13 protein-coding genes are annotated in these 13,377 nt (G+C 62.6%); 7 read left to right on the forward strand and 6 right to left on the reverse strand.

Annotated features, from left to right (window positions below; genetic code table 11):
- Positions 1–171: 171 nt before the first annotated feature.
- Genes VITFI_RS17420 through VITFI_RS17435 form a run of 4 tightly spaced genes read right to left on the reverse strand, consistent with a single transcriptional unit; the run spans position 172 to position 3,726 of the window.
- Entirely contained in the window at positions 172–1,851 is a 1,680-nt protein-coding gene (locus VITFI_RS17420; RefSeq protein ID WP_089418418.1) for a flotillin family protein, read from the reverse strand.
- A 25-nt stretch (positions 1,852–1,876) separates the two neighbouring features.
- Positions 1,877–2,503 (reverse strand): YqiJ family protein, encoded by a 627-nt coding sequence (locus VITFI_RS17425; protein ID WP_089418419.1) that lies wholly within the window; start codon positions 2,501–2,503, stop codon positions 1,877–1,879.
- Positions 2,500–3,189, reverse strand: coding sequence for a PspA/IM30 family protein (locus VITFI_RS17430; protein WP_089418420.1), 690 nt, complete (start codon positions 3,187–3,189; stop codon positions 2,500–2,502). The genes VITFI_RS17425 and VITFI_RS17430 overlap by 4 nt, the downstream gene beginning before the upstream one ends.
- Before the next feature lie 3 nt (positions 3,190–3,192).
- Complete coding sequence (locus tag VITFI_RS17435) at positions 3,193–3,726, reverse strand: hypothetical protein (RefSeq protein WP_089418454.1); 534 nt, start codon at positions 3,724–3,726, stop codon at positions 3,193–3,195.
- Between the two features lie 216 nt (positions 3,727–3,942).
- On the opposite strand from VITFI_RS17435, the gene VITFI_RS17440 reads away from it, so the two are divergent.
- The 4 genes from VITFI_RS17440 to VITFI_RS17455 all read left to right on the forward strand — a co-directional run bounded on the left by VITFI_RS17440 (position 3,943) and on the right by VITFI_RS17455 (position 8,320).
- Positions 3,943–5,001 carry a TRAP transporter substrate-binding protein gene (locus VITFI_RS17440; RefSeq protein ID WP_089418421.1) on the forward strand — a complete coding sequence of 353 codons (1,059 nt, stop codon included), beginning with the start codon at positions 3,943–3,945 and terminating at the stop codon, positions 4,999–5,001.
- Positions 5,002–5,073: 72 nt separating this feature from the next.
- On the forward strand, positions 5,074–5,523 hold the full coding sequence (locus VITFI_RS17445) for a TRAP transporter small permease (protein WP_089418422.1): 450 nt from the start codon (positions 5,074–5,076) through the stop codon (positions 5,521–5,523).
- 110 nt (positions 5,524–5,633) lie between these two features.
- Positions 5,634–6,962, forward strand: coding sequence for a TRAP transporter large permease (locus tag VITFI_RS17450; protein WP_089418423.1), 1,329 nt, complete (start codon positions 5,634–5,636; stop codon positions 6,960–6,962).
- Positions 6,963–7,012: 50 nt separating this feature from the next.
- Positions 7,013–8,320 (forward strand): gallate dioxygenase, encoded by a 1,308-nt coding sequence (locus tag VITFI_RS17455; RefSeq protein ID WP_089418424.1) that lies wholly within the window; start codon positions 7,013–7,015, stop codon positions 8,318–8,320.
- Positions 8,321–8,322: 2 nt separating this feature from the next.
- Here VITFI_RS17455 and VITFI_RS17460 read toward each other — a convergent pair whose 3' ends face one another.
- Positions 8,323–9,846, reverse strand: coding sequence for a Do family serine endopeptidase (locus tag VITFI_RS17460; RefSeq protein WP_089418455.1), 1,524 nt, complete (start codon positions 9,844–9,846; stop codon positions 8,323–8,325).
- Positions 9,847–10,022: 176 nt separating this feature from the next.
- On the opposite strand from VITFI_RS17460, the gene VITFI_RS17465 reads away from it, so the two are divergent.
- Entirely contained in the window at positions 10,023–10,400 is a 378-nt protein-coding gene (locus VITFI_RS17465; RefSeq protein WP_157725775.1) for a hypothetical protein, read from the forward strand.
- Between the two features lie 15 nt (positions 10,401–10,415).
- On the opposite strand, the gene VITFI_RS17470 is transcribed toward VITFI_RS17465, so the two are convergent.
- Positions 10,416–11,927, reverse strand: a complete 1,512-nt coding sequence (locus tag VITFI_RS17470) for an acetyl-CoA hydrolase/transferase family protein (protein ID WP_089418426.1) — start codon at positions 11,925–11,927, stop codon at positions 10,416–10,418.
- Between the two features lie 183 nt (positions 11,928–12,110).
- Between VITFI_RS17470 and VITFI_RS17475 the strand changes: the two genes are divergently transcribed.
- The gene (locus tag VITFI_RS17475) at positions 12,111–12,722 is read left to right on the forward strand and encodes a 2'-5' RNA ligase family protein (protein ID WP_157725776.1); all 612 of its coding nucleotides are present in this window, start codon (positions 12,111–12,113) and stop codon (positions 12,720–12,722) included.
- 57 nt (positions 12,723–12,779) lie between these two features.
- Positions 12,780–13,235, forward strand: coding sequence for a universal stress protein (locus tag VITFI_RS17480; protein ID WP_089418428.1), 456 nt, complete (start codon positions 12,780–12,782; stop codon positions 13,233–13,235).
- Positions 13,236–13,377 lie beyond the last annotated feature (142 nt).

Below are 13,377 nucleotides of genomic sequence, written 5' to 3' on the forward strand. Positions count from 1 at the left end.
TAACTCCGATTTCTGTACTGATGAGGCTAACAGTGCCTCAAAGATAGTAGCTGATTAAGCGGTACGTTTCTATCCTGCTTCCGCCTGAGAAGAATTGATGTAGGCTGAAACAGTTTGTTAATTGTGTGTAGATGCTTCCGGTACTCAGATCGCCTTCTGATATTCGTCAAATCAATTTTGACCGCGTGGTGACGGCAGCATTTCGGACAGCGCCTGTGCCACTCCAGTGATACCTTCGTTAGCCAAGCCCGCATCCTTCATCACCGCATCCACGATCGGCTTGGCCAGTTGGTACTGCAACGCGGAATTCATCACCTGTTCGGGAAACGTCGCACCGTGGGCGGTGGCGCTTTCGCCTGTGGTACCCGCTGCGCCTGGCAGACCGTTGACTTGGAAAATCCGAATCGAGTCGATCTTCTCCATCGGTCGCACGGCCTGTTCCAAGATGTGGGGCAGTTGCTGCAACAGCAGGGTGCGCACCTGCAAATCGATCTGCGCCGCCGACAGCGTGTTCTGAGCCTCGTTGATGGCCCGCTTGCCCTCGGCTTCCGCCAGCGCCGCTGCTTGGCGCGCCCGCGCCTCAATGGTGAGTGCTTCGGCCCGGTCGATCGCGGCTTCTTTCTCCGCTGCGGCCGAGACTTTGACGGCAATCGCGCTTTGCTCGGCCTCTTTAGCCGCCTCGATCAGTTGAATGTTCTTGTCCCGCTCGGCGACGGCCACTTGGCGTGCCGTGGTCACGGCTTCTTCGGCCTTGGCGGCTTCGGCGCGGGCCAAGTTGGCCACCGCATCGGCTTCCGATTGCTCGCGGGACTTGGTGGCAATGGCGATTTGCATCTCCTGCCGAGCGATTTCCACTTGCTTACGCTGTTCAGCACGCAATGTTTCGGTTTTGCGCTCCAGCTCAATTTCCCGGGTTTGGATGGCCAGGTTTTTCTCAATTTCTGCTGCGCGAATCTCCCGCTCAGCTTCGATGCGCTTTTGACTCACTTGCCGGCTGGCCTCGATCTTCACGGCTTCGGCCTCACGGCTGCGCTCGGCTTGTTGCGATGCGATCTGCGCGGCCTGCTCGGCCTTGGCCACTTCAATCTCGCGCTGCTGCGTCAGCGAGGCAAATTCCTGATCCTTCTCGATCGTGAGCTTTTGGCGCGAGGCTTCCAAGTTCTTGGTACGCACCAGCACTTCGGTGTCTTGCTCGACATCGTTGCGCTGCTTGCGCCGGGCTTCGGTTTGCTCGGTCAGGCGCGTCAAGCCTTCGGCATCGAAGGCGTTGTTGGGGTTGAAGAATTGCTTGTCGGTTTGATCCAAGCTGGTGAGGGACACGGCTTCCAGCTCCAGCCCGTTCTTTTCCAAATCCTCAGCCACGGCGTTTTGCACCGCTTGGACGAAATCGCGGCGTTTGTCTTGCAATTCTTGGATGCTCATGGTGGCGGCTGTGGCCCGCAAGGCATCCACGAACTTGTCTTCCACCAAAGACTTCAGCTCCTCCGGGCTCATGGTGCGAACGCCCAAGGTCTGCGCGGCAATGCTCACCGCTTCCTGGGTTTGTTGAACGCGCACAAAAAACGCCGCTGTCACGTCCACGCGCATGCGGTCGCGTGTGATCAGGCTTTCGCGTTGGTGGCGTTCCACTTCCAGTTTGAGCGTGTTCATGTTGACCAGCACACGCTCATGGAACACCGGCAGCACGATGGCGCCGCCGTCCATGATCACTTTCTGCCCACCCAACCCCGTTCGGACGAACGCGGTCTCCTTGGTGGCCCGTTTGTACAGCCGTGCGAACACCAAACCAATGGCCAACAAAGCCACCAAGGCCACGCCGGCCAGCACCAGCAAATGCAACAAGGACTCCATCACACCTCTCCTTCATGATCAGGCATCACATCAGACCCGGATGGGGGTTGGCGATGCAACGGTAAAACGCGCCGACTTTGCGCACGATCAGCACTTGCGTGCCTTCTTCAAATACATCGGCTTCCAGGTCGGGCTCGACCATCAAGTAGTGGGTGCGGCCCAGGCTGTCGCGCACACGGGCTTGGGCGGCCAGGCCGCGCCGGGCAATGCCGCCGCTGATCACCCCCACCCGTCCCAACAAAGTTTGGTCACTGACGGCGCTGCTTTCATCACGCGGGATGATGTGGGCGATCAAGGCCCCCAGGCTGCGCACCGTCGCCAGCCCGGCGGGCACGGCCAGCGTCCCGGCCAGCCATGCGGGCAGATAAGCGCCCCACAAGCCCTGTGCCACCAGTTGCAGGCTGTAACCGAACACGGTGTAGCCGGTCAGGAACAGCAACAGCAGCACCAGCGCCGGTACTTTGCCGACGTGCAACCAGCCCAGCCATTGATCCAGGGCGCTGTCCGCATGGAAGTCAGGCAGCCAGTGATCCACCACGCTGCTGGGGCTGAGGGCGATGAGCATGCCCAACCCTTCAATCAGCGCCAGTCCGACGATGAGCGCAAACCCCACGCCGAACGGCCATGTCTCTGGGGCGGTGAACAGGTTCATGAGCGCCCCGCTTTGAGTTGCGCCAGGCGTTCGGCGATTTGGTGATCACGCACCAGGTCTTCCAATTGGCGCAACTGCGCTCCTTGGTTCAACGGGGCGGACGTACTGGTGCCCGCCACGCCGGTTTGCCGGGTGTAAACACGGTTGAAGGCCCCCGTGACATGGGCCATGCGCTGCTCGGCCCGCGCCCCCGCGCTGGCCGCCGAAGCACCACCGCCCGCCGTGCCTGCGGTGCTTGACGCCGCCCGGCTTTGCCGAAACGCCAGCAGTGCCTCTTGCATTTCACGCTGTTTGGCCAGCAGGGCTGCGACGTAACCTTGCAACTCCGTTTCCTGCTGGGTTTGCTCGGCCAGCGTGGCCTCCAGCACGGGCAATTGCGCCTCGATGTCCAACTGACGCGCCACGGCGGCCCGGGCCAAATCCTCGCGGCCTTGGGTCAGGGCCAGTTCGATGTGATCCGCCAGGGTGCTGTGCTGGGTGTTGAGGTTGGCATGTTGCTGTTGCGCCAGATGGCGGCGTGCAGCCACTTGGCCCAACTCGTGCCGTACCTCGTCCACCACGGCGGCGGCTTCGCGGATGGACTGCTCCATCATGGCCTCGGGGGCCTGATCTTCCAGGCGATCCAGCCAGGCATGCACACTGCCGGTCATCACGCGACCGACGCGGTTTTTCAGGGTTTCGGACATGGTTCAGACTCCTTGCGCAGACGGTTGTGAAATGCCCGGGTCGAGGTTGGCCAGCACACCGGCCAGGGCCAGCACCGGGGCGATGTGTTGCCGCACCACACCGGTGTCAAAAGCAGCCGCCTCGGGGGTGATGGCTTGGCGCAGCAGGGCCTCCCCCATCGCCAAGGCACGGCGCACCAGCGCACCTTCCAGCCGGGCCACGTTGGTTTCGTTCTCCAACGGGTGGCTCAACAGCAGGGCCATCGCGGCGGTCAGATGCTCCATCAGCAGGGCCAGCACTTCGGAATGTTGGCTGCTTTGCCCTTCAACCTGCACCAAAGCTTCGCGCTGGCGCGTCAGCAAATCTCGCAGCCAAGCGTGGGTGGCGCCGTAATCCAGCGCGCCTTCGTGCTGGCGTTTGAGTTGCCCCAGCAGTACGCGCAGCTTGTCACTGTTGGTTTGCGCACCGTCCAGCGGCAACTGGCTCAACCACAGATAGAGATCACTGGGGATGCGCGCCGACAGGGGCGACATCGGGGTGGCGGGGCTCGGAAGCATGTCCATTCCTTTCCGGCGAAACGGTTGAATTCAATCGTATTCAAACGAAATGATTTGTCAACAGTTTTCCTCATTCGCGTCGCCTTGTGATAACCAAAGGTTATTGCGAAAGGCAAACGCACATCTTTTGCACGCCCCCTTCGGTTTCCTAGACTGCGCCCCACGCGCTGGATGCTTTGCGCTGAATCAAATTTCGACGAATTAGGAGACATGTCCATGAACACCCGCACGTCCCATCGTTCTCTGTTGCGCTGGGTGGCTGCTGCGGCCACCGTTTTGCTGGGAAGCGCTGCCGGCTCGGCCTCAGCGCAAGAAGTCACCCTCAAGGTGCATCACTTCTTGCCGGCGGGCTCTTACGCCAACACGATGTTCATCCAGCCTTGGTGCGACAAGATCGCCAAGGAATCCAACAACCGGATGAAATGCCAGATCTACCCTTCGATGCAGCTCGGCGGCACCCCGCCCCAGCTCATCGACCAAGTGCGCGATGGCGTGGTGGACGTGATCTGGACGCTGACCGGTTACACCCCTGGCCGTTTCCCACGGGTGGAGGTGTTCGAGCTGCCATTCATGATGCAAAACCCCGAAGCCACCTCCAAAGCGCTGTGGGATTACGTGCAGCAGTACGCCCCGCAAGAGTTCAAGGACATGCACCCGATTGCCTTCCATGTCCACGGAGACGGGGTGTTTCACCTGCGGGACAAACCCATCCGCACCCTGGCCGATTTCAAAGGCTTGAAGCTGCGCGCACCGACACGGCAAACCAACAAATTCCTCGCCGCACTCGGAGCCACCCCGGTGGCGATGCCGGTGCCGGCGGTGGGTGAGGCCATCGCCAAAGGGGTGATCGATGGGGCGGTGGTGCCTTACGAAGTGGTGCCGTCGGTCAAGGTGCAAGAGCTGGTGAAATTTCACTCGGAAACCGATCCGGCAGAACCCGCTTTCTACACCTCGACCTTCGTTTTTGCGATGAACAAGGCGAAGTACCAGGCCCTGCCGGCGGACTTGAAGAAGGTCATCGACGCCCATTCGGGCCAAGCTTTCTCAGGCCAGATCGGCAAGGTGTTCCTGGCAGCGGATGCTGAGGGCAAAAAGCTCACCGCCCGCAACACCACCAACGTCATCCCGGCGTCCGAGCTGGTGAATTGGAAGAAGGCCGGCCAGCCGCTGATCGACACCTGGGTGGCCGACATGAACGGCAAGGGCGCCAACGGCCAGCAGTTGCTGGACGGTGCGCGAGCCCTGATCGCCAAACACAGCGCCGCTGCGCGCTGAGCCTTTCCCCCTTTTCATTTGAATGGAACCCGCCCAGCGCCTTCGGAGCGCTGGGTGTGGAGGAGTGTTGTCATGCAAGAACCTGTGCCGGGTGAGGCGCCCACCGGGGCGGCTGCACGATTCGGCCCGCTGGGGCGCGCGCTGCTGTGGGCGAGCAAGGTCTCGGCCATTGGGGGCGGTTTGGTGTTTGTTGGGCTGGTGGCGATGAGTTTGCTGTCCATCCTCGGGCGCAAGCTGTGGGCGATGCCGGTGCCCGGTGACGTCGAGGTACTGCAAATGGCCGCAGCGCCAGCGTGTGCGGCGTTTTTCGCGTTTTGCCACCTCACGCACTGCGATGTGAAGGTGGATTTTTTCACCGCCAAGGCCCGGCCCACGGTGGTGCATGCGCTGGATGCGCTGGGCTCGCTGCTGTTCGGCGCCGTCGGGGCGTTGCTGACGTGGCGTTCGGCGGAAGGCGCTTGGATGGTGCGCGCCTCCGAGGAGACCAGCATGATTTTGGGTTGGCCGCTGTGGGTGGCCTAAGTGCTGATGTTGCCCGGTCTGCTGCTGATGGCGCTGGCGGGCGGGTACATGGCGGTGCATCACTGGCGCCTGGCCTTGCGGGGTGACTCGGCATCGATGGAGGTCGCAGCATGAGCGGCATGGCAGTGGGCGGCTGGATTTTTGCCGCATTGATGGTGCTGCTGGTGGTGCGTGTGCCCATTGGCATTGCCATGTTCGTGGCTGGCGCGGGGGGGTACTGGTTTCTCACGGGAGACAGTGCGCCGCTGCTCAACAGCCTGAAGCAAACGGCCTACGCCCGGTTGTCGAACTACGACATCGTGGTGATTCCGCTGTTCTTGTTGATGGGCCAGTTCGCCACCCACGGCGGGCTGAGCAAGGCGTTGTTCCGTTTCGTCGCGGCCTTCATGGGCCACTGGCGCGGTGGGGTGGCGATGGCCTCGATCGGCGCCTGTGCAGGGTTTGGGGCGATTTGCGGCTCGTCCCTGGCCACGGCGGCGACCATGGGCCAAGTCGCCCTGCCGGAGCTGAAGCGTTTTGGGTATTCGGGCAGTTTGGCCACGGGTTGCCTGGCCGCTGGCGGAACGCTGGGCATCATGATCCCGCCTTCGGTGCCGCTGGTGATTTATGCCATCTTGACCCAAGAGAGCATCGGCAAGCTGTTCATGGCGGCGGTGCTGCCGGGGATCATCGCCATGGTCGGCTACATGCTGGTGGTGCAGATCATGGTGCGGGTGAATCCTGCTTGCGGCCCGGCAGGCCCGGTGGTGCCGTGGCGTGAACGCTTCAAAGCCTTGGCCGAAGTGGCGCCAGTGCTGGGGGTGTTTTTGGTGGTGATCGTCGGCATTTACGGCGGTTGGGCCAACCCGACCGAAGCGGCGGCCATCGGTGCAGCAGCCTGCGGGGTGCTGGCCATCACCCACGGCGGCTTGCGCCTGCCGGGTTTGCTGGCGTGTGCGCTGGGCACCGCCCAGGCCACGGCCATCATCTACCTGGTGTTGCTGGGCGCGGACATGCTCAACGCCGCTCTGGCCCTGTCCCAGATGCCGGTGGAGTTGGCGGCGTGGGTGCAGGCACAAGCCCTGTCGCCAATGCTGGTGATGGTGGTGATCCTCCTGATCTACATCTTCCTGGGCTGCGTCATGGACTCGCTGGCCATGATTTTGCTGACGATCCCCATCTTCTACCCGGTGGTGATGGGCCTGGATTTCTACGGCTTGACCTCCACCGACAAAAGCATCTGGTTCGGCATCTTGGCGCTGATGGTGGTGGAGATTGGCCTGGTGCATCCACCCGTGGGCATGAACGTCTACATCATCAACCGCCTGGCCAAAGACGTGCCGCTGACCGAAACCTTCAAAGGCGTGATGCCGTTCCTGGCCTCCGACCTCGTGCGCATCGTGCTGTTGCTGGCGTTCCCGGCCATCAGTTTGGTGCTGGTGCGCAGCTTCGGGGCTTGAGCCGCCGCTGTTTCTTCTGATTTCTTTTCGCGGATCAAAAGGGGTTCATCATGGCAACCATCCTCGGCGGTGTCGCCGTTTCCCACACACCCACCATCGGTTTTGCTTTCGACCAGAAAAAGCACACCGACCCGGTCTGGGCACCGATTTTTGAAGCGTTCGAGCCGGTCAAGCGTTGGCTGGCCGATGTGAAGCCGGACGTGGCCATCGTCACCTACAACGACCACGTCACGTCTTTCTTCTTCGATCACTACTCGGCTTTTGCGCTGGGCATCGGCGAACGCTACGAAGCAGCCGATGAAGGGGGCGGCCCGCGTGACCTGCCGGCGGTGGCTGGGCATCCCGGCTTGGCGGCGCACATCGGTGCTTCGCTGATGCACGAGGAGTTCGACATGTCGTTCTTCCAGAACAAACCGCTGGATCACGGCGCGTTCTCGCCCATGTCGGTGCTGTGGGATCACGCAGGGGGCTGGCCGGTGTCAATCGTGCCGCTGCAAATGGGGGTGCTGCAATTCCCGGTGCCCAGCGTGCGGCGTTTCTACAAACTGGGCCAGGCGCTGCGCCGAGCCATTGAGAGCTACCCGGAAGACTTGCGGGTGGTGATCGTCGCCACGGGGGGCCTGTCGCATCAAGTACATGGTGAACGTGCGGGGTTCAACAACACGCCGTGGGACATGCAGTTTCTCGACCTGTTCGAGAAAGACCCGGAGCGGCTGGCCCAACTCACCCATGCAGAATTGGCCGAGCTGGGCGGCGTCGAGGGGGCGGAGGTCATGATGTGGTTGACGATGCGCGGTGCCCTGTCACCGCAAGTCAAGAAGTTGCATCAAGCCTACTACCTGCCATCCATGACCGGCATTGCGGCGGCCATCTACGAAAACCAGGCGGGCCCGGTGATTGCCGGCGAAGTGGCCCGTCACCAGCAAGCCATCGGCACGCAACTGGCGGGCGCTGAGCGGCTGGTGGGCGCGTATCCGTTCACGTTTGCCCGCAGCGTCAAGGCGTTCCGACTCAACCGCTTTTTGCACGACTTGATCGAGCCGGCCCAGCGCGAACGTTTCAAGACCGATGAAATCGGGGCCATGCAAGCCGCCGGGCTAACCGAGGAAGAGATGGGGTTGGTTCAGACGCGCAACTGGCGCGGGCTGATCCACTACGGCTGCATCTTTTTCATGCTGGAAAAGCTGGGGGCGGTGGTGGGGGTGTCGAACCTGCACATTTACGCCGCCATGCGAGGTGAGACCTTGGAAGCTTTCCAAAAGACGCGCAACGCGCCCGGCGCGCTGTACTCGGTGGCGGGCAAGCAAGCCGGGGCGTTGGATTGGAATTCGCCGGTGGCATCGGCCACTGACGCCTGAAATCACTTCAACGGCACCGGCACAAACAGCGTGTCGCCCTGGCGCCGGATCAGCAAGGCCACTTGTTTGGGCTGATCTTTGAGGATCTTGCGCACCTCATCGAGCGATCGGATCGGCTTGCCGTTGATGGACAACAGCACGTCCCCCGGCTCCACGCCTGCACGGGCGGCTGCACCGCTGCCGTCCAAACCTTCCACCAGCAAACCGTTGCCATCGGTGCCCGCTTGACGCTGCTCTTGCGGCGTCAGCGGACGCACGCGCAGGCCCAGGCGGTTGCTTTCGTCGGCGCTGTCGCTGGCGGAGGTGGGGGGGTTGGGTTTGTCGTCGGCGCTGCCGAGCTGGGCCCGCAACGTCTGCGCCCGCTGATCACGCCAAATTTTGAGCGTCACCGTGCTGCCCGGCGCCGCCAGGCTGATCAAGCTGGACAAGGTGCCCGCTTGAATCACCCGCTGCCCGTTGGCCTCCAAGATGACATCCCCCGGCTGTAAACCCGCTTTTTCCGCCGCGCTGCCCTTGTTGACCCGCGCCACCAGTGCCCCTTCCGGCTGGGCCAAGCCGAAGGATTCGGCCAGGGCTTGGTTCACGTCCTGCACCATCACGCCCAATTGACCATGGCGGGCGTGGCCCGTGGCAACGATTTGATCTTTGACTTGCAGCGCCACATTGATCGGAATCGCAAAGCTCAGCCCCTGAAACCCACCGCTGCGGCTGTAAATCTGCGCGTTGATGCCCACCACCGCGCCCGTGCCATCGAACAGCGGCCCGCCCGAATTGCCAGGGTTGACGGCGGCGTCGGTTTGGATGAAAGGCACGGCCGAATCCCCCGGCAACGAACGCCCTTTGGCACTGACGATGCCTTGCGTGGCCGTTTGCTCCAGCCCGTAAGGCGCGCCGATGGCCAGCACCGGATCGCCCACTTCCAACGTGCTGGCGTCGCCCAAACGCACCGCCGGCAACCCTTTGGCGTCGATGCGCAACACGGCCACATCCGTCACCGGATCGGAGCCCAGCACCTTGGCGGCGAATTCACGCCGATCGGAGAGTTTGACGGTCACGTCTTTGGCGTCGCGCACCACATGCGCGTTGGTCAAAATCAGCCCATCTGCGCTGATGATGAACCCCGAGCCTTGACCACGAAACGGTGTTTTGGGGCTGCCACCCCCCCGGCGAAATTGGAAACCGGGCATGCCTCGGAAAAACTGGAAAAACGGATCGTTCTCCAACTCAGGGGGCAGGCCGCTGCTGGCACTGCTGTCGCTGTCCTCTTGGCCCCGCGTGCCGGCAACCGTCACCCCGACCACCGCCGGGCCCGCCTGGCGCACGATGGCACGGTAGTCAGGCACCGATCCCGGTGGCAACGGGGCCACGGGCGCAGGGGTCGCGGAAGGCGTTGCCGGGGCGGAAGCCGTGTCAGCGGCGGCGTTGCCTTTGAACAAAGCGGGCAACCCCAAGGCACCCGCCGAGCCTGCGGCCACCAAGGCGGTGGTCACCCCAGCGGTGATGAGGACGGTGGACACGGTCTTCATGCTCGGGCGGGCGGGCAGGGGCATCCGCATGCGCCCACGGTGGCTGTTGGCAAACATTTCGGCAGGATCGCGCATGGTCAAACTCCAGAGCATCGGGACGGGCTGAACAATGCGCCCGTATGCCTTCATGGTGCGCTCAGAACATGAGGCCAACATGAGCCGAAAATGAGGCGAACATGAAGACACGAAACCTGATGCCATTGCTTTCACGCTCCCCCCTCCAATGCCTGTGCCTGTGGGGGCTGGCCGCCTTGGCCGGCTGTACCCCACCACCACAAACCCGCCACCGTGTGGACTTCACCCTTGACCCTCAAGGACACTGCCAAGTCAATCACCAACCCCAGCCCTGCGCCCAAGCCGGTGCGGTGGCGCTCCAGCTCAGCCCGCAGGGGGGCAGTGGCGTCAGTGCGGTGCTGTTGGTCAGCCCCCAAAGCCCGATCGCCGCACAAGAAGCGTTGATCGGCAGCTTACGAGCCGCCAAAATCAACCATCTCCAGTACGGCGATCCGCCCACCAACGCCCAACGCCCGCAGCCCAAAGGCGCGAACGATTGAGGCTCAAGTACACATTCACATGTGGCCGGTCTTGACGAAGCGGCTGTGCCAGCTCAGCGACTCGTCCAACAAATGCGGCGTGTGTTGGCCGGGCGCGCCTCGACGGGCGCGTTCATAGTAGTCGCGCAGCAAGTCGCGGAACGACGGGTGGACGCAGCGTTCGATGATCAGCTCCGCCCGCTTGCGCGGTGACAACCCGCGCAAATCGGCCAAACCCTGATCGGTGACGATCACTTGCACATCGTGTTCGGTGTGATCCACATGGCTGACCATCGGCACGATGGTGGAAATCGCGCCGCCCTTGGCGGTGGACGGGGCCATGAAAATCGACAGGTACGCATTGCGCGCAAAGTCCCCCGACCCGCCAATGCCGTTCATGATCGACGACCCCATGACGTGGGTGGAGTTGACGTTGCCGTAAATGTCCGCCTCGATCATGCCGTTCATGGCGATGATGCCGAGGCGGCGAATCAGCTCCGGGTGATTGCTGATTTCTTGCGGACGCAGCACCACGCGCTGGCGCCAGTAATCCAAATCAGCCGTGAACTCGGCCAATGCGGCTGGGCTGAGCGCCAATGCAGCCGACGAAGCACTGGCCAACTTGCCTGACTTGAGCATTTCCAACATGCCGTCCTGCAACACCTCGGTGTAGGCCGTGAGGTTCTCGAACGGGCCTTCGTTCAACCCGGCGAGCACAGCGTTGGCGATGTTGCCGACCCCCGATTGCAGCGGTAGCAGTTCGGGCGGCAAACGGCCCTGTGTCACCTCGTGTTGCAGGAAGTCGAGAATGTGCCCGGCAATGGCGCGCGACTTGTCATCCGGAGGCGTGAAGGCCGTGGCTTTGTCGGGATCGTGGGTCGCAACCACGGCCACCACTTTGTTCAGATCAACGTGCAGGTACGGCGTGCCAATGCGATCGTTGGGGTGAACCAACGGAATGGGCTTGCGGTGCGGTGGGCGCTCGGTGCCGTAATACACATCGTGCATGCCTTCAAGGCCTTCGGGCTGCCAGCTGTTGACCTCCAAGATGACCTTGTCCGCCTGATCCAGCCAAGTTTTGTTGTTGCCAATCGAAGTCGACGGAATCAACCGCCCGTCCTCCAGCACGCCGGCAACCTCCACCACCGCCACGTTGAGCTTGCCAAAAAAACCAAACCACACGTACTGAGCCACATGAGACAGGTGTACGTCGATGTAGTCCATCTCACCTGCATTGATGCGCTGGCGGCAATGCGGATCACTTTGGTAAGGTAAGCGCATGTCCATGGCGTTGGCACGGGCCAAAGCACCATCCAGCTCAGACGAGGTCGAAGCCCCCGTGAGCACCGAGATGCGAAAATGCTGGCCGGCTTGATGGGCCGCGTCGATGCGCTTGGCCAAAGCCAAGGGCACCTTCTTGGGAGAGCCCGAGCCGGTGAAACCACTCATCCCGACATGGTCACCATCGACAATGAAAGTGGCGGCCTGTTCGGCTGACATGAGTTTGGCGCGCAGCGCCGGATTAAGAATGCGATTGGCAGCGGTCATGGTGCAAAGGTAATGGCCCCGAGGCCGGGTCAGACAGAGCGCAGAGCCCGAAAGGTACGGGTTTCTACTGATTCTGACAGGCTCAGTGGTTGCCTTGACACAGTGTCCCCAGGAAAGATGAAGGTTCTGCGACGTTCTTCCCCCATCAACCCAAGTGGTCGTGTATTGGCAGCACCTGCACAGGTGCCTGCTACTTGGTTGCGAGGACGCACCCGTTACGCCGTCTGGGCGGTGACTTGGGAGGATGACCCACACGCCACTTGGCACCTGCGGCAACGGCTGGCCGCTGTGCGTGCGGCGTTGGCACCGTGGTTGGTTTGGGGGCCACGCCAACCTCACCTGACTTTGCAGGTGTGCGGGTTTGCCAGTGATCTGGCATCAGCCCAGTGGAACGACGATTTCACGCCCGCCATGCAAGCCGCCCAATGCGCTGCGTTGGCACAGTTGGCGCCCCGGCGCTTCACGCTGCGGCTGGGGGCGGTGGCGAGTTTTGCGTCGGCAGCGTACCTGACGGTGCAAGACGAAGACGGCGCGTTGCCCGCCCTGCGACAGGCGCTGGCCTTGGGGCACGGCGAATTTCGCAGCGCCCCTTGGGTGCCTCATGTGACGGTGGGGCTGTACCGGCGCCCCTGGCCTTGGACGGATGTGCAGGCGGCGCTGTCATCGCTGGCATGGGTTCCAGAAACGTCGCGGGCGTTGGTGCTGCCGGTGCGGGCCGTGAGCCTCGTCAGCTATGACGCCGCCGATGTGGGCGGGCGCCTGCGCACGCTGTGGCGCCATGCGCTGGCCCCCTGAAGCGGGGTTAGCATCCAAGCTCGACGATTTGCAGACAACAAAGAAAGAGAGTTGGCCATGCTGAACTTCCTCGTTCCCACGGATGGTTCGGATTTGTCGCTGGATGCCGTGCGCCATGTGATCCGGTTGAGCCAAGAAGGACTGGCCTTGCAGGTCACGCTGGCGCATGTGCGCGAGCCGGTGCATCTGTACGAAGTGGTGCTCGCGCCCGATGTGGAGGTGCTGGAAAACGCCAGCCAAGCCGCCGCCGAACACGCGCTGGTGCCAGCGGCTGAGTTGCTGACAGCGGCAGGGCTGAGTTTCACCCAGGAAATTGCCCTGGGCGATGCAGCCAGCGAGTTGCCAGAGATGGCGCTGGAGTGCGGGTGTGATGCCATCGTCATCAGCACGGGCGGGGCGGGCTTATTGAGCAATGGCCGCATCGGTCGGGTGGCGGACGCGGTGCTGCACCACGCCGAAGTGCCGGTGACGGTGGTGCGGCGCCTGGAAGGCGAAGGCGCACAAGGGGACTGAAACGCCGGGCAGACCTGAACTCCCCCTAAGCTGTGCTGGCTCTGGGCTCCAGGTCGAGCCCAGGGTTTTGCACGAACACCCGTTGCTGCGTCAACAATCGAAGCCGGTTTGTTCATGGCTGTTTCAGGATCACCACTGCCGC

The sequence above is a fragment of the Vitreoscilla filiformis genome (assembly GCF_002222655.1).
Classification (GTDB): domain Bacteria; phylum Pseudomonadota; class Gammaproteobacteria; order Burkholderiales; family Burkholderiaceae_C; genus Ideonella; species Ideonella filiformis.

Coding starts and splice junctions, on each gene's coding strand:
- VITFI_RS17420 (WP_089418418.1), bottom strand. CDS start 1,851: ATGGAGTCCTTGTTGCATTTGCTGGTGCTGGCCGGCGTGGCCTTGGTG.
- VITFI_RS17425 (WP_089418419.1), bottom strand. CDS start 2,503: ATGAACCTGTTCACCGCCCCAGAGACATGGCCGTTCGGCGTGGGGTTT.
- VITFI_RS17430 (WP_089418420.1), bottom strand. CDS start 3,189: ATGTCCGAAACCCTGAAAAACCGCGTCGGTCGCGTGATGACCGGCAGT.
- VITFI_RS17435 (WP_089418454.1), bottom strand. CDS start 3,726: ATGCTTCCGAGCCCCGCCACCCCGATGTCGCCCCTGTCGGCGCGCATC.
- VITFI_RS17440 (WP_089418421.1), top strand. CDS start 3,943: ATGAACACCCGCACGTCCCATCGTTCTCTGTTGCGCTGGGTGGCTGCT.
- VITFI_RS17445 (WP_089418422.1), top strand. CDS start 5,074: ATGCAAGAACCTGTGCCGGGTGAGGCGCCCACCGGGGCGGCTGCACGA.
- VITFI_RS17450 (WP_089418423.1), top strand. CDS start 5,634: ATGAGCGGCATGGCAGTGGGCGGCTGGATTTTTGCCGCATTGATGGTG.
- VITFI_RS17455 (WP_089418424.1), top strand. CDS start 7,013: ATGGCAACCATCCTCGGCGGTGTCGCCGTTTCCCACACACCCACCATC.
- VITFI_RS17460 (WP_089418455.1), bottom strand. CDS start 9,846: ATGAAGACCGTGTCCACCGTCCTCATCACCGCTGGGGTGACCACCGCC.
- VITFI_RS17465 (WP_157725775.1), top strand. CDS start 10,023: ATGAAGACACGAAACCTGATGCCATTGCTTTCACGCTCCCCCCTCCAA.
- VITFI_RS17470 (WP_089418426.1), bottom strand. CDS start 11,927: ATGACCGCTGCCAATCGCATTCTTAATCCGGCGCTGCGCGCCAAACTC.
- VITFI_RS17480 (WP_089418428.1), top strand. CDS start 12,780: ATGCTGAACTTCCTCGTTCCCACGGATGGTTCGGATTTGTCGCTGGAT.